This window comes from Streptomyces durmitorensis, from assembly GCF_023498005.1.
Taxonomy (GTDB): domain Bacteria; phylum Actinomycetota; class Actinomycetes; order Streptomycetales; family Streptomycetaceae; genus Streptomyces; species Streptomyces durmitorensis.
On record NZ_CP097289.1, the window covers coordinates 3,390,959 to 3,406,875 of the forward strand.

The window sequence follows — 15,917 nt, forward strand, 5'->3', positions numbered from 1 at the left end:
GCTGGGGGCCAGTCGCTGGGGGCCAGCCGCCGGGTCAGCCGCCGGAACGGCCGGCGCGGGAGGCCTCGCCGGTGGCCCCGCACTCATTGCCGAGGGCGCCACGCCCACCAGACCCGCCACGCTCGCTGCCGTGCTCCATCAACTGCCTTACGATCCCCAGCAGTTCGGCAGGTTCGAAGGGCTTGGCAAGGAAGGCGTCCACCCCTACCTCAAGCCCGCCCTCCACCTCGTACTGGGTGCAGGCACTGACGATGACGATGGGCAGATCCCGGGTCCGCGGATCGGAGCGCAGCCGAGCGGCGGCACGCAGCCCGTCGAGGCGGGGCATCACCACGTCGAGCGTGACGACATCGGGCCTGACCTGGTTCACCACATCCAGGCACTCGGCACCATCGGCCGCGGTCACGACCTCGAAGCCCTCCAGCTCGAGGTTGACCCTGATCAGTTGCCGGATGACCTTGTTGTCGTCCACAACAAGCACGCGGCCGGACACGCCTGACACAACTCGAGAGTAGGTCCGCGCCCGCCACCGCGTCCGGGTTTTCCCCACTTCCGCCCCGTGCGGGGGACTGTGCGGCGGGGCGGACGTAGAGCGTCCGGCGGACCAAGGGTGACCTCTGGGACGCAGGGTGCGGATGCGGCGGCGCTAGGGCCACGGAGTACGGCACGGAGGTGGGGAAATACCTGTTCATGGGGAGCCGTTAGGAGCTGGTAGGGTTCTACACGTCGCCGCGCAAGCCGCGCCGATACGCCCCCGTAGCTCAGGGGATAGAGCAACGGCCTCCGGAGCCGTGTGCGCAGGTTCGAATCCTGCCGGGGGCACCTTGTAGTAGGTGTCCCAAGACCCCGCCATCAGCGCTTTCGCTGAGGGCGGGGTCTTGGCGTATGTGCAGGCGACTGTCCGTTCACTGTTCGTCGGGCTGTGAGCGGTCGGTGGTGCGGGCTGGGTCTCCCGTTCGTGGGTGACCCCAACCGCGCCGTACCGCCCACCGGATGAGGCCGATCACGAGCGCCGCGGCCAGAGAGCCGCAGAACTCGGGCAGCGCGGCTTCCAGGATGTCCAGCACCGTGCTCGGTACGTCGAGAGCGGCGGCAGTGTCGAGTGATGGTGCTCCAAAGTTGGACTGTCGTGCCATGACGGTCCCCTCCCCTTTTCGGTCTTTCGGTCCCGTCCTGTTTTCAGGTGGCCGTCGCGGAGACAATGGGCTGCCCGGGGGCGGTGGCCCAGCAGGCGCGGGACAGCCTGGGACGCAGGGGGACGCGCTCCTGTTCGCCGGTACCGGGGTGAGCACGGACCGCGGGACGTGGTGGGCTCCTGTGGGACTTCGTACGACGGAAGGGCCGGGGGGATGACGGCGGAGGTCGACTCGCGTCAGGCGTACGCACGGTTCCTGCGGCGACAGGCCCACAACGCTGGTCTGGGAGCCAGGGAGTTGGCTGTGCGCTTCGCGCAGGCACAGCAGGAGCAGGACCGGCACGGGGGGAGCCGGTCACGGAGGGCGGACGGATGTGCGGTCAGCGGTATGCCCCACTCCAAGTCCCACATCGACCGGGTACTCAAGGCGCAGACCCTGCCCGCGCCGGTCTGGCCGTTCACCCAGCAGTTCCTGATGATCACCAGCAGGGCCGCCGGGCTGACGGCCGAGGAGCACCGAGAACGCCTGAGCACGGCGAAAGCCCTGGTACAGGACGTCGAGAACGCCCGCTCCGCCGAACTCGTACACGACGGCGCCACGCCCGCCGAGAGCGAACATGAGGCAGCGGTCGCGGCCCTGCGTCTCGAAGTCGACCTGGAGCGCGCCCGCCACACCGAGACGCGGTTGCGCTACGCGCTGCGGGACGCTCAGTTCCTGATGGCCACCTTGTGGTCCATCATCAGTGCGCTGCGGGACATCATTTCCGATCATGCGGTGCTCGCCGCCTGTGCACAGCGCGATGGTGCCGGTCCCGGCGAACGCGCCCGGCTGCACGACGAGACCCGACTGGCCATCAGCCACAAGCAGTCCGCAGACGCCGAAGCCACCAGGGTCGAGTCCCGTATCCGCACGTTGGAGACGCTCTGGGAACAGGCCGGCACCGAGTTGCGCCGTCTCTCCCTCCACCCCGAAGCAGCCGGTCTGCCCGCACCGTCCGACGATCCGCCCCAGCCGTCCCGGCCGTCGCGGATCGTCATCCCGCACGAGCTCCTCGCCCAGCCGGCCCTTGACGACATCGCCGCCGCGTTGCATCGCGTCCATATGGTCAACGCTCAAGAAGAACTCGCCGTCGTCGGCTTCGAGCACGACGTCACACCCGCGGGCATGGCTCCGGCGGGAGGCGAGTTCACTGTGCTGGTGGCGGCCACTCACCTCACCGATCCGGACAACAGGCGGTCCGCCCTGACCACCTTGCTAGCCACGTGGCTGCATCGCCCGGAAGCCCAGGGCGTCGTGATCCGTCTCACGGCTGACCCGGAGCGGGACCTCCGGCAGACGGCCGCCGAAGCGCTGGCCGTTCATTGGGCAGGAGATCTCACCGCGTTGACCGCCGTCCTGGCACTCTTCCTGGACAGCGACGAAGGGGTGCGTGCAACAGCCGCCGAGGTGACTGCCCAGGGGTGGGCGGGTCATGCCGAGGCACGGGACGCCCTCATCGGCCTCATCCACGACGTCGATCTGCGCGTCCGCTGCGCAGTCGTGGAGGCACTCGCCGACGGGTGGGCGGGGGATGTCGTCGCCCGGGACGCCGTGGTCGTTGTGGCGGGTGACCACAGCGAGTGGCCATATGAGGAGAACACCTGGCGTCAGCCGTTGCGGGCTCGGGCCGCCGGCAGCCTTGCCAGGGGGTGGGCGCGGGACACGGTCGCGCGTGATGCGGTGACCTCTCTCGGGCATGATCCCGATGCGGACGTCCGGGGCACCCTCCCTGGGACGCTGGCGAGTGGATGGACCGGAGATCCCGTCGCCCGGGACCTCGTCGTCGCGCTCGCGCGGGACAGCAGCTACCTCACCCGGCTCAGTGCCGCGATGTCGCTGCCGGACGGATGGAGGGGTGACCCCGTCGCGCGCGAGGCCGTCGTCCGCCTTTGCCACGACAAGGAGAGGAAGCTGCCGACCATTGCCGCACGGGCACTGAAACAAGGTTGGCCACAGACCTGACCGAGGGCCCTTGGCGGCAGCAGGGGCTCCCGAACGCCTTGGTCCAGCTCTTCGAACCTGTCCGGAATCAGGGCTCGATCAGGCCCGCCCTTATTGCGTAGCGCGTCAGTTCCAAGCGGTTTCGTAGGCCCAGTTTGTGGAGCAGGTTCGCTCGGTGTCTGTGGACCGTTTTTATGCTGATGAAGAGCATCTCGGCTATTTCCTTTGACGAGTGGGCCTCTGCCACCAGTTTGAGGACCTCCTCCTCGCGTGCCGTCAGTACCTGGTCGGGTGGCTCCTCGCCGTGGTGGACCCGGTCCAAGTAGTTGCGGATCAGGGCCGTCACCGCGCCCGGGTAGAGGAAGGGCTCGTCCCGCATTGCCGCTCTGCAGGCTGCTACCAGGTCGCGGTCTGCCACCGATTTCAGTACGTAGCCGCTGGCGCCTGCCTTCAGTGCCTGGAAGAAGTACTGCTCGTTGTCGTGCATCGTCAGCATCAGTACGCGTACGCCTGGCTTCAGCGCTGCCAGTTCGCGTGCGGCCTGCAAGCCCGTCATGCGGGGCATCGCTATGTCCAGGACCGCCAGGTCGACCTCGTGGGTGCGGGCCAGGGCTATCGCTTCCGCGCCGTCGCCCGCCTCGGCCACGACCTGTAGGTCCTGTTCGCCGTCGAGGATCAGTCTCACCCCGCGTCGCACCAGTGCGTGGTCGTCCGCCAGGAGTATGCGGATCCTGGGCGTTGGTTTCTCGCTGGTCGTGGTGGTCGTGGTGGTCGTGCTCATTTGTTGGTTTCCGGGGTGGGGGGTGGAGGTAGCTGGAGGCTGATCTGTGTGCCTGTCCGTGGGCTTGAGGTGACGTCGAGCGTTGCCCCTATGAACAGGGCCCGTTCCCGCATTCCGCGGATTCCCGCGCCCTCGTGGGCCACCCCCGTACCGCGGCCGTCGTCCACGACGGTCAGCACCACCGCGCCTTCGGACCGGCGCAGGCTCAGCTCGACCCGGTCGGCCTCGGCGTGGCGGGCCGCGTTGGTCAGGGCCTCCTGGGCCACTCGGTACAGGACCAACTCCGCCTGTGGGTCCAGCGGTGGCAGCTCGGAGTCGAAGCCGCGCACCACCCGCAGTCCCGCGTGCGTCGCGAACTCCGTGGTCAGGGAGGTGAGAGCGCTGATCAGGCCCAGGTCGTCCAGGACTCCCGGGCGCAGCCTGCGCACCAGGCGGCGTACTTCGTCCAGGCTCCCCCTGGTGATCTCCTGCGCCTGTTGCAGCTCGCCGCGCAGGGGTTCGTCCGCCTCGTCCGACGCCCGCTTCAGGGACAGCAGGACCGCCGTCATGGTCTGGCCGACCTCGTCGTGGAGTTCCTGGGCGATGCGGCGCCGTTCGGATTCCTGCGCGAGCAGGACTCGGGCGGTGCTCGCGGCCCGTTCCTGCTCCAGCCGTTCGAGCATCGCGTTGAAGGTGCGGATCAGCTCGGCGGTCTCGCCGTAACCCTGTTCCGGCAGGCGGTGTCCCGGGCGCAGCAGGTCGACCGTCGTCATCAGGCGGGTGAGGCGGTCAAGTGGGGCGAGGCCGATCCGCAGCAGCGCCGCGTTGGCGACCAGCATGACGGCCAGTCCTGCGATGAGGATGACCGCCTCGGTCAGCACCACCGGCACGGAGACGGTCACCGGCGCCCACAGCAGCAGGGCGGTGGCGCTCCCCAGCACCACCGCGTTGAGCGCGAAGATCCGCCAGAACAGGGACAACGGGTGATGCCTTCCTCTTGTTGCCGGGCCTGGTCGGCTTGGTCGGCTTGTCGCTGGGCCTGGTCGGCCACTTGCTGGAGCTTGATCGGCCACTTGCCGGAGCTTGATCGGCCTCCCGGCCAGCCTGCCCTCTGCCCTTCCGTCCGTCTATGGGGTCCAATGCCCATTTCCGCGATGGCGTCGGTCCTTGCCCCGCCGCAGATGGGTATCGCGCCCGATGGGTTTCCCGCGGCCCACCGGCGACCGTGGGGGTGTCGTACAAGCCCCGCCCCCTTGCCCTCTGAAGAAGGACCCGCCATGTCGCTCCCCACCCACACTCCCCCGGCCGAAGCCCACCCCGGACGGCTGACCCCGCGCGAGGCCCGTCGCCGCCTGGAACACGAACGTGGCTCCCGGCTGGCGCAGTTGCGGGCCATCGGTGAGACCGGGCATGAGGCGGACGAGCAGGTGATGGCGGCGCAGAAGGACACCCTTGAACGGGTCCTCAAAGAGATCGGGGCCGCCCTCGACCGTGTCCGGGACGGCAGCTACGGAACCTGCCCCGGCTGCTCGAGGCCCATCCCGGTCGAGCGCCTGGAGATCCTGCCCTACACGAAGTTCTGCGTTCCCTGCCAGCGCAAGGCCGACTGACCGCCGCACGCCCGCCCGCCCTCTCTCCCTCCTCCGTCTCCCGCCCTGCCTTAGGGGTGAAGTGGTGAACCAGCAGCAGACCATCGACGATCGCAGCGCCACGGACAGCGCGCGTCTGTCCTCCGAAGACCTCGCCGCCCTGCGCGCGAACCTGCACGAGCAGTTCCTCTTCCGCAGGGAACAGCTTCAGCAGCTCTCCGCCCCCGCGATGACCCGCGCCGACGCGCTACTCGACCGGCAGAGCGCCGCCCGGACCGAGGTCCGCGTCAAGCTCGCCGCCTCGGCCCGCATGGTCCTCGCCGACGTCGAGGCCGCGCTGAGGCGTATGGACCTCGGCGGCTACGGCTCCTGTCACCTGTGCCGCCGGCCCATCGACCGCGAGCGCCTGACGATCGTGCCGCAGGCCCGCTACTGCGCCCGCTGCCAGCAGGTCCAGGGGGCCGACCGATGATCCCGACACCGTCTCGCCGCCTCTTCGCGGGCATCGCCCTCGACCTGGGCAGCGCCCGGAGCCGTGCCTGGACGTCCGGGCGCCGCATGATTCTCGACGTCCCTACGGTGACCTTCCACGGGGGTGGCGCGGTGTACCCCATCCGGCGCGGGGCGATCGTCGACACCCCCGGAACGGCCCGGATGCTCGACCGGCTGCTCGGCCACCGTCTGCCCCGCTTCGGCCGTCCCCTGCTCATCCTGACCGCGCCCGTCCTTGGCGGAGTCGCCTACCGGGCCGAGGCCCGCGTCGCCGTCGAGGTCCTCCGCCCGCGCGCCGTGCTGACCGTCCCCACCGCGCGAGCCGTCGCCTCGGCCGCGGACGCCGATCTGGCCCGCCCCCTGCTCGTCGTGGACATCGGGGCGCATCTCACCGAGGTCGCCCTCCTCGCCGAAGGCGCGGTGGTCGATGCCCGGCACACCGCCCTGGGCACTAGCGACCTGGACCGTCGCACATCGCCCGCGCCCCCGCTCTCATCCCCGTCCCCGGACCCGTCCCCGTCCGGCCACATCACCGACTGCGTCGCCGCGATGGTGACCGCCATGCTCGAACAGGACCGCAGCCCCCGGACCCGCGAAGCCCTCCGGCGGGGCGCGCTCCTCGCCGGAGGCGGCGCGCTGATCCCCGACATCAGCTGCGGCCTCGCCGCCCAACTGCACGCTCCCGTCAAGCCCGTACCCGCCCCGCACACCGCAGCGGTCCGCGGCGCCGCGAAGCTTCTCCGGGCCGCCCACGGCCACCCCTCCGCCCACCCATAGGCCTCGCTGGCCCCGCCCCCACCGCCAACCCCCAAGGAGAGCCCCCGTGGCCGGCCCCATCCCCCCGGCGCAGCCGCCCCCCGAAGAACCCCGACCCCCGCGCGTTCCGCAGCATCCCCACACCCATCCCCTGCTGTGGCGCTGGCGTCGCAACCCCCTGCGCCGCCGCACCGACCTCGTACAGGCATGGATCGCCGTCGGTCTGTTCCTGGCCGTCCTGACCGCCACCCCGGCCGCGGTCGTCCTGGTCGGCGACGCGGCGCACCGCCACTTCGAACAGAGCGCCCGGCACCAGGCCGGCACCCGGCACCGCACCACCGCGGTCCTCGTCCACGACGCCCCTCGCCACCCCGAGCCCGGGTCGGTCGAGGCGAAGAAGTCCCTCTACCCGGTCGCCGTCCGCTTCACCGACCGCCACGGACACACCCGCACCGCGGAAGCGGACGTCGAACCCGCCCTGACCGCCGGGAACACCATCCCCGTATGGGTCAGCGACGAGGGGAAGCTCACCGGCCCGCCTCTCACCAAGGAGGAGGTACGCGACCACACCAAGGGCTACGCCGTCCTGGCCGCCATAGCCGTCCCCCTCGTGGGCGCCGCCGCCTACGCCTGCGCCCATCGCAGGATCGAGCGGCACAACCTCGCCCAATGGGGCGCGGCTTGGGCCCGTACCGCCCCTCGATGGTCCACCTCTCCCTGACTAACTCCGGCGGATCGGCGGCAGCTCGTACGTCCCGTCGAAGACCGCGGCGTGGGGCGTGTACATCCGCAGGACCGGGCGGAAACGGCCGGTGGGGGTGGGCAGCCAGTTCGCCGCCGTCTTGTCGTCCGTGGGGCGCTGCGGCTGGAGGCGGAGGGTGAGGGAGCCGTCGTCGTCGTAGCTCAGGCCCGGGGTGCGGTCGCCGATGGAGTAACGGTCGATGGGGTTGGGGACGAGGTAGTAGTCCGGCAGGTCGTACATCGTGATCGACCAAAATGCGTCCACCGGCGGCGGTTTCTCGAAGCGCAGGGTGTACGACTGCTCGCCCTCCAGGGGCTGTCCGTCGCCGTCGTTCCACGCCATCGCGTACGCCGCTTCGTAGGCGTGGTTGCCCCAGAGCGCGGTGCGGGCCGATGTGGCGCGGCCCATGCGGCCCAACTCCCGGTCGGTGTAGATCCATTGGGGATCCTTGAGGGTGCCGACCTCGAAGTGGTCGGCGTTGTAGTCGAAGGCGTGATACGTCAGCTTCCAGCCGTTCTGCTCCGGGCTGTCGCCGTGGGTCGACTCGTGCTCGACCTTCTCCTTGCCCGCGGCGAATCCCGCGCGCAGGGCTGCGGCGAGCTCGGGCTCCGGCTGGGCGTAGGGGGTCTGGAGGTCCAACAGCCCCAGGGGGGCGAATTGCTGTTGGTACGTCAGGTCCGCGGGCGCGGGCGGGAAGGCGGCCATCCTCGCCCGCAGCTTCTCGTAGAAGAGGAGCTCCGGTTGGTCGTCGGGGATGTACGTGTGGGTCGGCAGCCCGCGGGGCTCGCCGGATGCCGTCCAGTAGGGCTCCAGGTGCGTGTCCTCCTGGAGCGCGCGTACCGCCGGCACGTCGTCCGGTCCCGCGCAGGCCCAGCGGCCGACGATCGACGCCACGTCCGTCGGCACGGCGATCCGGGTGGCGCCCAGCGGGACCTCCTCGTCCCAGCCGGGCGGCGTGAGGAGGTAGCTGGCGGCACCTGTGCCGGTGGCTCGGCGGCCCACGTACGCGAAGTTGTTGGTCCACGCGTCCACGAACTGCAGGACGTAGTAGCGGCCGTCCGTGTCCGGCACCGTCAGGAGCAGGGCGCCGCCGGAGAGGTCGAGCTGGGCCACCGAGTAGATGGTGTCGTTGTTGACGCTCACGAAGGGGTCGTCGGGGCCCGCCAGCTTGCTCGCGTGGCTGAACTCGTTGAACGGGGCGGGGGCGAGGGAGCCCATGCCCTTGCGGGAGAAGCGGTCGACTTCGTCGAGGTTGAACACCATCGGGTAGCCGTAGATGTACGCCTCGGCCGCCAGCGCCTGGAGATCGGTCGTGCCGTCGGTCATGCCCGCCGCCTTCTCGTGATCAAGCTCGTTCGTCGATCGTCGTGCGTCGTTCGCCGTGCGTCGTTCGTGATCAAGGTTCTACGGACATCGTCGGGCCGCCGTGGCCCTCCTGCCACTCCTGCCGCTCACGCGGCGTGGCGCGGTCACTCCGGTGTGGCCGGGGGCTGATCGCCGTAGCGGCGCTCGAACTTGGCCACCTGGCCCTCGGAGTCCACGACGCGGGCGCGGCCCGTGTAGAAGGGGTGGCTCTCGGAGGAGATCTCCACTTCGACCAGGGGGTACGTCTGGCCGTCGTCCCACTCGATGGTCTGGTCGCTCTCGGCGGTGGAGCGGGTGAGGAAGGCGTAGCCCGCCGAGCGGTCCCGGAAGACCACGGGGCGGTAGTTGCTGTCTTCGTTCTTGTCCTGGGTCATTCCCCCAGGTTCACCGGAGAGACAACCTCCGGCGAGCCTGGGGGCGCCAGGCGGGGGGTGCAGGGCCCACCACCGGGCTCCGCCGCCACAGCACACACCACGCCGGAGCGTCGTCCTCCGGGTCAGCGCTTCGCCGAGTCCCACGCACCGGCGTGGAAGCTGCGCAGGAGAGCGATCATCGCGGCCGCGAGCCGCCAGTCCACACCCGGTGCGTGTACGTGCAGTTTGTCGCCCTTGGACCTGAACTCCAGCGGGACCTGCCCGTTCGCGCGCCACCGGATGCGCCGGGGTGCGCGTGCGAAGCCACCCTCGTTGTTAGGGACGCTGTCGAAGACGCTGACCACGAGGACCACCGTCATCAGGGGCAGCAGGAGCCACCACATCCACCACCACACGATCCTCCCCTTGAAGCCGACCGCTTCCACGCCGCCGGGCTGGTGCACGGTCCAGCGGGTGCGCAGGCGCCTGCCCCGGAGCGCCTTCTCGCGCATGAGCGTGCCGATGACCTCGCCGTGCGCGCCGAGCACCTGAAACCTCGCGACGCCGCGGCGGGCCGACAGGGTCACCACGGTGGCCACCCGCTCCCGGCGCTGATCGTCGGCCCACAAGGCGAAGGAACGGGCCCCGCCGCGCCGGGCCGCGAGGTACGCGGACGTCCCTCCCGGCGGCAGTTCGCGCTCCACGTACACGGCCGACGGCGCCGGCCCCGACCCGTCGGAGAAGCTGACCATGTCCGCCACCCGCGCCTGACCCTGTCCGTCGGCTCGTTTCGGCCCTCCGTACATGGTCAGTACGTTGCTGCTCATCCGACGTGCTCCCCGTGGTAGTCGCTGGCCCAGGCCGGCCCAGTCTGTCCCACCCGCCCCCCAAGGGCATAGCCCCGCTCTGCGGGGGAGTCCGCCGCCCTTGTCGCGCGAGTTCAGGCCCCACACGCCCGCGGTCGGCAGCGCGCCTGAGGGGACGTGCCGGTATGTCCGCCCGGAGCACGGTTCCCGGCGCTCCGGAGCCGAAGTGGCCCGGCGGCCACCGGACGATAGCGAGGACGGACATACCGGCGCGGCCCCGCCCCCAAGACAGCCAGCACCGCGACCAGCACCGCGCCACCGCGGCCACCGCGTCCGCGACCTAAGCCGAAGTGCGCTTCTTCGCGGTCGTCTTCTTTGCCGGGGACTTCTTCGCGGAGGACTTCTTTGCTGCCGCCGTCGACTTCTTGCCCCCCACCTCCTTCGGCGTCGACTTCGAAGCCGTCTTCGCCGCAGCCCGCTTCCGGCCACCGCCCCTCCCCAGCGGCGTCACCTCCGCCACCTTGCCCCCCTTCCCCCCGCCCCGCCCCGACTTCGCCGCCCGCACGCTGCTCTCCAACGCCGCCATCAGGTCAATCACCTTGCCCCCACCCGCATCCGCCTCCGCCGCCGGCTCCGCGGGCCCCTTGCCCTCGGCCTTGGCCGCGATGAGTTCCTCCACCGCCTTGCGGTAGTCGTCGTGGAGGGAGGTGATGTCGACCTCCCCCAGCGTGTCCATCAGCGCGTCCGCGAGGTCGAGCTCCGCCTCCCGCACCTTGACCTGGGAATCCGGGGCCACCCCCTCCGACGTGCGGATCTCGTCCGGCCAGAGCAACCCGTGCATCGCGATCACGTCGTCCACCACCCGCAGCATCCCCAGCCGCTCCCGCCCCCGCAGCGCGAACCGGGCGATCGCCACCTTCTGGCTCCGCTTCAGCGCCTCCCGCAGCAGCGTGTACGGCTTCGCCGCGGGCACTCCGTTGGCCGACAAGTAGTACGCCGTGTCCATCTGCATCGGGTCGATCCCGTCCGCCGGCACGAAGGCGACGATCTCGATCGTCTTGGCCGTCGGAATCGGCAGGGCCGCCAGATCCTCGTCCGTGATCGGGATCGTCGAGCCGTCCGCGTCCTCGTACCCCTTGCCGATCTCGGCGGACGTCACCTCCCGCTCCTCCAGCTCACACACCTTGCGATAGCGGACCCGGCCCCCGTCCTCCGTATGGATCTGCCGGAAGGAGACCGAGTGGTTCTCGGTGGCGTTCATGAGCTTGATCGGGATGCTGACCAAGCCGAAGGAGATCGCACCGTTCCATATGGATCGCACGTCAGGCACCTCTCAGCAGCCACACCTCGGGGTTGACCGCTACCGGTCCAACCCCGTTTCACGGTGGTTCGTCCGCATTCGTGGGATTCTCATCGTATGACGCCGATCACCGAGGTGGAGGGGCGGCGGCTGACCCTCAGCAACCTCGACAAGGTCCTCTACACCGCATCCGCATCCGCCCCCGGCTTCACCAAGGGCGAGATGCTGCACTACTACGCCAGTACGGCCGAGGCCCTCCTCCCCCATCTCCGCAACCGGCCCGTCTCCTTCCTCCGCTTCCCCGACGGGCCCGACGGCCAGCGCTTCTTCGCCAAGAACGTGCCCCCGGGCGCCCCCGACTGGGTGCACACCACCGACGTACCCCACTCCGACGGAAGCGCCCGGCAGATCGTCGTGGACGACCTGGCCAGCCTGATGTGGGCGGCCAATCTCGTGACCGAGTTCCACACCCCCCAGTGGCAGGCCGACGCCCCCGCCATGGCCGACCAGCTCGTGCTCGACCTGGATCCCGGCGACCCCGCCACCATCGTCGAGTGCTGCCGGGCAGGCCTCTGGCTGCGCGAGCGCCTCCAGGCGGACGGCCTGCACGCCTACGCGAAGACCTCGGGCTCCAAGGGCCTGCACCTGCTCTGCCCCCTGGAACCGACGCCCTCCGAGCAGGTCACCGCGTACGCGAAGGAACTCGCGAAGGAGGCCGAGGCCGAGCTGCCCGCCCTGGTCGTCCACCGGATGACGCGCAGCCTGCGCCCCGGCAAGGTCTTCGTCGACTTCAGCCAGAACGCGGCGGCCAAGACGACCGCCACCCCCTACACCCTCCGCGCCCGCCGGGAACCGACGGCCTCCACGCCCGTGACCTGGGAGGAGATCGAAGCGTGCAGCGAGCCGTCACAGCTCGTCTTCCTCGCCACCGACATCGCGCCCCGCCTCCAGCGGTACGGCGACCTCCTGGGCCCGCTCACCGACCGAACCCGCGCCCGCCCCCTCCTCCCCCGCAAGAACGAAGCCAAGGGCGAGCGCAAGGGCCGCCCGTGATCGGCCCGCCCCTCCGGGTCGCCCTCGCCGAATCCGTCACCGCACTGCCGCAGGGCACCGGCTGGGCCTACGAGCCGAAGTTCGACGGACACCGCCTGATCCTCTTCGCCGACGGCCACCGCGTGCGGCTCCAGGCCCGCTCCGGCCGCCTCGTCACCACCGCCTTCCCCGACCTCGCCGAGGCCGCGCGGCAGCTGCCCGACGGGACCGTGCTGGACGGCGAGGTCGTCGTCTGGGCCGACGGCCGCATCGACTTCAGCGCGGTCCAGCAGCGCGCCGCCGCCACCCGCGCGCACGCCACGCACCTCGCGCGCACGCTCCCCGCTTCGTACGCCGCCTTCGATCTGCTCGCCGACCGGGGCGAGGACTGCCGCGCACTGCCCTACGAGGAACGGCGCGCACGCCTCGTACGCATCCTCGAACCGCTCGGCCCGCCGCTCCAGGCCGTACCGATGACGACCGACCGCGACCTCGCCCTGACCTGGTACGAGACCCTGCCCGCCACCGGCATCGAAGGGCTGGTGGTCAAGCGGCTCGACGGGGCTTACCGGGGTGGCACGCGCGCGTGGCTGAAGCTGCGGCACAGCGACACCCGGGACGCGGTGGTCGTCGGGTTCACCGGGGGCAGGGCGCGCCCGCAGGCGCTCGTGCTCGTCCTGCCGGGGGACGGCACGCCCGTGGTGTCGTCCCCGCTCACCCCGGCGCTGCGCACGGCGGCCGGGGCCGCGCTGCCGGAGGCCAAGGGGGAAGGGACCGCGGTCGCCATCGGGATCGGCGAGGTCACCTATGCCGCCCTGCCGGCCGCGCCGCCCGTCACGGTGGAGGTGCGGCAGAACACCACCCGGCACGCGACCGCGGTGGTCGTCCGCTTCCGCTGATCCTTGACCGACCCTCACCCCTCCCCAGCCAGCGTGACCGGCATCACATCTAATCAAGTTTGACTAGCGGACGGATCGAGCATACCTTTCCTGCACACACCCAATAGTCAAACTTGATTAGGAGCCCACGTGGCCGACGAGACCGTACTGCCCGCGACCGGATACGTCCCGACCGACGAGGACCGGGCGAGCCTGGCCGCCTGGTTCGCCGAGTACGACGCGCACAGCGCGAAGCGCGATGTGGAGCGCATGGCCGACCTGGCCGTGTTCCCGCTCAACCTGGTCAGCGACGACTCCGCGGGCGACGGACGCTCCGCGCAGTGGGACCGGGAGCAGTTCGTCGCGACCATGACGCACGTGATGGGGGAGGGCGGCGAGGACATCACCTTCGAGTCCACGCGCACGCCCGTCTTCCTCTCCCCCGCCATGGCCGTGGTCTTCACCGACTCGGTGATGACCGCGAACGGCGAGACGCAGCAGCTGCGGTACGCCGACATCCTGCTGAGGCGCGGCGGGGCCTGGGCGTTCCAGACCATGATCCAGGGCGGCTGGGGCGACAACCTCTGACCGGCGGCACCCAGGGAGCGGCCTGACGGACTACACCCGCAGCCACGTGCGCCGGTCGCGCGCCATCGCGTGCAGCGCCTCCACATCGGCCGGTTTCAGTACGCCGCCGATGCCCGCCACGGCCGACACCTCCCCGTCACGCACGATCCGCACCTCGCGCGGCGGGGCGGTCACGTCGAGGTCCGCCGGGCCGCAGAGGGCGAGCACCGGGCGGATCTCTGCCGTCAGCGCGAAGGACGCCCGGTCCGCGTCGGCGCGGATCTCCCTCAGGAGTGGACGCGGGTCCGCGCGGCCGACCGTGACCATCGGGTCGGCGACGCGGACCCGCTGCTTGCGGGCGGCGAGCGTGTGGACGCTGAAGAGACCCCCGGAGCCGATCAGGAGGTGGTGGATGCGGGCGCCGCCCGGCAGCGGCACCGAGTGCAGGGTGTGCCAGCCCGCGCCTTCGAGTCCGTCGAGCACCGCGCCGATGGCCTGCTCGGCGGCGAGGGCCCGCTGCCTGGGGTCGGCGCGCAGCCTGCGGGCGGGCGCCGGGTCGCGGTCCAGGGCGATCAGGAGGGCCTCGCCGGGGCGGTTCGGCGCCAGGTCGTCGTCCGGGTGGAGGGCGAGGCGGGCCAGCTCGGCGGGGGTCGGGACGGGTGGTGGGCCGACCGAGAAACCGCCGGTCAGGAAGGGTGCGAGGGCCCTCAGGACGGCTTCCCTGTGATCCTCGCTGAGCAGGTTCACGCGGGACGACTCCCTCTCGTACCACGCCACGTTCCTGCCGTCCGTGAGACAGACGTACAGCCGCTCCTGCCCGTGCCGCCAGGCCGGTATGACGCGCAGTCCGGTCATGCACCATCACCCCACCGACCATGGGAGCAGCAAGGACATGCCTACGGCAAGAACCTGGGCGACGCGGAAGGAAGTTGAGCCACTCGTAACGGCACCGCCTCCGCAGGTATGGCCCGCTGTTACATAGTCGATGAATTGCCGCAATGGCGGACATCTAGGTTGAGGGGTGCCCCTTTCGCTTCCTCGGAGCGATCAGCCGCCAGCCGTAAGGACCGCCCGTGAGCATCCGTCGCCGCCGCTCCCTCCTCCGCACCGCCGCCGTGACCGCCGTCGCGGGCGGCGCGCTCCTCACGCCGGCCGTCGCCGCGGTCGCGGACTCACCTGCGCGGCCCCCGCACTCCGAGGGCACGCGGACCGTCGCCCCCGTCGCGCCCAAGGGCGGCGTCAAGGCAGGCACCGAGGGATTCCACAGCGGGGACCCGATCTTCATCGCCGCGGGTGGGGCCATGGCGGCGGCCGGCGCGGCCGGTCTCGGGTACGCGATGCTGCGCCGCGGCCGCACCGACGCCTGAGCCCCCGCCCCCCGCCCCCACGCACCCGCAGGAGTCGCCGTGAGCACCACCCCCGCCGAAGAAGCCCCCGTCCCCGCGCCCGCCAAGCGCCGCCACACCACCCGCATCGCGGCCGCGGCCACGCTGACCGCCGCCCTCGGCGTCGCCCTGATCGCCTGCGGCCAGGGCTCCGGCGACCCGGCACCCGACGTCAAGGTCCACAACGCCGCCGCCGCACCGGCCGCCGAGCCCCACGCCCCGCTGGAGAGGTCCCGGCCCACCGGCCTGCGGATCCCGGCGGCCGGCGTCGACGCCACGTCGATGCTCGACCTCGGGGTGGGCGCGGACGACGCGCTCGAGGTGCCGCCCGTGGACAAGGCGGAGGAGCCCGGCTGGTGGACCGGAGGTGTCACCCCGGGCGAGAAGGGGGCGGCCGTTCTGGTGGCGCACTACGACACCGCGAAGGGGCCCGCGCTGATGAAGAACGTGGCGAAGGTGAGAATGGGGGACGAGATCGAGGTGCCGCGAGCGGACGGGAGTACCGCGACGTTCAAGGTGCGCGAGATCGAGCAGGTGGACAAAAAGAACTTCCCCACCCATAAGGTGTATGGGGCGACCGACCGGCCCGAGCTGCGCCTGCTGACCTGTGGCGGCCCGATCAAGGACGGCCACCGCACCGACAACATCATTCTCTACGCCGACCTCGCGCCGTAGCCGGACCCGGGCAACGGGACCCGGACCCTGCGGCGCCGCAACCGAACCTCGCGCCGCAGTCGAGCAGCCCCCCGGGCCGCTCCCCCGGCAGGCAGGAGTGC

19 protein-coding genes and 1 tRNA gene are annotated in these 15,917 nt (G+C 71.0%); 11 read left to right on the forward strand and 9 right to left on the reverse strand.

What is annotated here, in order from left to right:
• Positions 1-34: 34 nt before the first annotated feature.
• Positions 35-550, reverse strand: a complete 516-nt coding sequence (locus tag M4V62_RS14960) for a response regulator (protein WP_249587756.1) — start codon at positions 548-550, stop codon at positions 35-37.
• A gap of 200 nt (positions 551-750) precedes the next feature.
• Between M4V62_RS14960 and M4V62_RS14965 the strand changes: the two genes are divergently transcribed.
• Positions 751-822, forward strand: a tRNA-Arg gene (locus M4V62_RS14965).
• A gap of 83 nt (positions 823-905) precedes the next feature.
• Here the strand turns inward: M4V62_RS14965 and M4V62_RS14970 are convergent.
• Positions 906-1,136 (reverse strand): hypothetical protein, encoded by a 231-nt coding sequence (locus M4V62_RS14970; protein ID WP_249587757.1) that lies wholly within the window; start codon positions 1,134-1,136, stop codon positions 906-908.
• 387 nt (positions 1,137-1,523) lie between these two features.
• Here M4V62_RS14970 and M4V62_RS14975 point away from each other — a divergent pair, with 387 nt between their 5' ends.
• Complete coding sequence (locus M4V62_RS14975; protein WP_249587758.1) at positions 1,524-3,137, forward strand: HEAT repeat domain-containing protein; 1,614 nt, start codon at positions 1,524-1,526, stop codon at positions 3,135-3,137.
• 67 nt (positions 3,138-3,204) lie between these two features.
• Here the strand turns inward: M4V62_RS14975 and M4V62_RS14980 are convergent, their stop codons facing one another.
• Both M4V62_RS14980 and M4V62_RS14985 read right to left on the reverse strand, forming a co-directional pair.
• On the reverse strand, positions 3,205-3,897 hold the full coding sequence (locus tag M4V62_RS14980; RefSeq protein ID WP_249587759.1) for a response regulator transcription factor: 693 nt from the start codon (positions 3,895-3,897) through the stop codon (positions 3,205-3,207).
• Positions 3,894-4,856, reverse strand: a complete 963-nt coding sequence (locus M4V62_RS14985; protein ID WP_249587760.1) for a HAMP domain-containing sensor histidine kinase — start codon at positions 4,854-4,856, stop codon at positions 3,894-3,896. The genes M4V62_RS14980 and M4V62_RS14985 overlap by 4 nt, the downstream gene beginning before the upstream one ends.
• A gap of 297 nt (positions 4,857-5,153) precedes the next feature.
• On the opposite strand from M4V62_RS14985, the gene M4V62_RS14990 reads away from it, so the two are divergent.
• The 4 genes from M4V62_RS14990 to M4V62_RS15005 all read left to right on the forward strand — a co-directional run bounded on the left by M4V62_RS14990 (position 5,154) and on the right by M4V62_RS15005 (position 7,434).
• Positions 5,154-5,486, forward strand: a complete 333-nt coding sequence (locus M4V62_RS14990; RefSeq protein WP_249587761.1) for a TraR/DksA family transcriptional regulator — start codon at positions 5,154-5,156, stop codon at positions 5,484-5,486.
• Between the two features lie 61 nt (positions 5,487-5,547).
• Positions 5,548-5,937, forward strand: coding sequence for a TraR/DksA family transcriptional regulator (locus M4V62_RS14995; RefSeq protein WP_249587762.1), 390 nt, complete (start codon positions 5,548-5,550; stop codon positions 5,935-5,937).
• On the forward strand, positions 5,934-6,734 hold the full coding sequence (locus M4V62_RS15000) for a rod shape-determining protein (protein WP_249587763.1): 801 nt from the start codon (positions 5,934-5,936) through the stop codon (positions 6,732-6,734). Before M4V62_RS14995 ends, M4V62_RS15000 begins: the two co-directional genes overlap by 4 nt.
• Before the next feature lie 46 nt (positions 6,735-6,780).
• Entirely contained in the window at positions 6,781-7,434 is a 654-nt protein-coding gene (locus tag M4V62_RS15005; RefSeq protein ID WP_249587764.1) for an Rv1733c family protein, read from the forward strand.
• On the opposite strand, the gene M4V62_RS15010 is transcribed toward M4V62_RS15005, so the two are convergent.
• The 4 genes from M4V62_RS15010 to ku all read right to left on the reverse strand — a co-directional run bounded on the left by M4V62_RS15010 (position 7,435) and on the right by ku (position 11,300).
• Positions 7,435-8,781 (reverse strand): DUF1254 domain-containing protein, encoded by a 1,347-nt coding sequence (locus tag M4V62_RS15010; RefSeq protein WP_249587765.1) that lies wholly within the window; start codon positions 8,779-8,781, stop codon positions 7,435-7,437. It lies immediately after the preceding gene.
• Between the two features lie 143 nt (positions 8,782-8,924).
• A complete protein-coding gene (locus M4V62_RS15015) occupies positions 8,925-9,194 on the reverse strand; it encodes a type B 50S ribosomal protein L31 (RefSeq protein ID WP_249587766.1) in 270 nt (89 codons plus the stop codon).
• Positions 9,195-9,316: 122 nt separating this feature from the next.
• Positions 9,317-10,000, reverse strand: coding sequence for a hypothetical protein (locus tag M4V62_RS15020; protein ID WP_249587767.1), 684 nt, complete (start codon positions 9,998-10,000; stop codon positions 9,317-9,319).
• 319 nt (positions 10,001-10,319) lie between these two features.
• Positions 10,320-11,300, reverse strand: a complete 981-nt coding sequence (gene ku / locus M4V62_RS15025; protein WP_249587768.1) for a non-homologous end joining protein Ku — start codon at positions 11,298-11,300, stop codon at positions 10,320-10,322.
• 96 nt (positions 11,301-11,396) lie between these two features.
• Here ku and ligD point away from each other — a divergent pair, with 96 nt between their 5' ends.
• The 3 genes from ligD (at position 11,397) to M4V62_RS15040 (ending at position 13,777) form a co-directional block, all read left to right on the forward strand.
• Entirely contained in the window at positions 11,397-12,332 is a 936-nt protein-coding gene (ligD, locus tag M4V62_RS15030) for a non-homologous end-joining DNA ligase (protein ID WP_249587769.1), read from the forward strand.
• Positions 12,329-13,210, forward strand: coding sequence for an ATP-dependent DNA ligase (locus tag M4V62_RS15035; RefSeq protein ID WP_249587770.1), 882 nt, complete (start codon positions 12,329-12,331; stop codon positions 13,208-13,210). The genes ligD and M4V62_RS15035 overlap by 4 nt, the downstream gene beginning before the upstream one ends.
• A 129-nt stretch (positions 13,211-13,339) precedes the next feature.
• Complete coding sequence (locus M4V62_RS15040) at positions 13,340-13,777, forward strand: nuclear transport factor 2 family protein (RefSeq protein WP_249587771.1); 438 nt, start codon at positions 13,340-13,342, stop codon at positions 13,775-13,777.
• A 30-nt stretch (positions 13,778-13,807) separates the two neighbouring features.
• Here M4V62_RS15040 and M4V62_RS15045 read toward each other — a convergent pair whose 3' ends face one another.
• Entirely contained in the window at positions 13,808-14,611 is an 804-nt protein-coding gene (locus tag M4V62_RS15045) for an NERD domain-containing protein (protein WP_249587772.1), read from the reverse strand.
• 218 nt (positions 14,612-14,829) lie between these two features.
• Here M4V62_RS15045 and M4V62_RS15050 point away from each other — a divergent pair, with 218 nt between their 5' ends.
• Positions 14,830-15,123 (forward strand): hypothetical protein, encoded by a 294-nt coding sequence (locus M4V62_RS15050; RefSeq protein WP_249587773.1) that lies wholly within the window; start codon positions 14,830-14,832, stop codon positions 15,121-15,123.
• Positions 15,124-15,162: 39 nt separating this feature from the next.
• Positions 15,163-15,816, forward strand: coding sequence for a class F sortase (locus tag M4V62_RS15055; protein ID WP_249587774.1), 654 nt, complete (start codon positions 15,163-15,165; stop codon positions 15,814-15,816).
• Positions 15,817-15,917: the final 101 nt, after the last annotated feature.

What these genes read in the sequence shown, in the direction of transcription:
- ligD (WP_249587769.1), top strand. Translation starts at nt 11,397, where the DNA reads ATGACGCCGATCACCGAGGTGGAGGGGCGGCGGCTGACCCTCAGCAAC.
- M4V62_RS14980 (WP_249587759.1), bottom strand. Translation starts at nt 3,897, where the DNA reads ATGAGCACGACCACCACGACCACCACGACCAGCGAGAAACCAACGCCC.
- M4V62_RS15045 (WP_249587772.1), bottom strand. Translation starts at nt 14,611, where the DNA reads ATGACCGGACTGCGCGTCATACCGGCCTGGCGGCACGGGCAGGAGCGG.
- M4V62_RS15000 (WP_249587763.1), top strand. Translation starts at nt 5,934, where the DNA reads ATGATCCCGACACCGTCTCGCCGCCTCTTCGCGGGCATCGCCCTCGAC.
- M4V62_RS14975 (WP_249587758.1), top strand. Translation starts at nt 1,524, where the DNA reads ATGCCCCACTCCAAGTCCCACATCGACCGGGTACTCAAGGCGCAGACC.
- M4V62_RS14990 (WP_249587761.1), top strand. Translation starts at nt 5,154, where the DNA reads ATGTCGCTCCCCACCCACACTCCCCCGGCCGAAGCCCACCCCGGACGG.
- M4V62_RS15015 (WP_249587766.1), bottom strand. Translation starts at nt 9,194, where the DNA reads ATGACCCAGGACAAGAACGAAGACAGCAACTACCGCCCCGTGGTCTTC.
- M4V62_RS15010 (WP_249587765.1), bottom strand. Translation starts at nt 8,781, where the DNA reads ATGACCGACGGCACGACCGATCTCCAGGCGCTGGCGGCCGAGGCGTAC.
- M4V62_RS15020 (WP_249587767.1), bottom strand. Translation starts at nt 10,000, where the DNA reads ATGAGCAGCAACGTACTGACCATGTACGGAGGGCCGAAACGAGCCGAC.
- M4V62_RS14970 (WP_249587757.1), bottom strand. Translation starts at nt 1,136, where the DNA reads ATGGCACGACAGTCCAACTTTGGAGCACCATCACTCGACACTGCCGCC.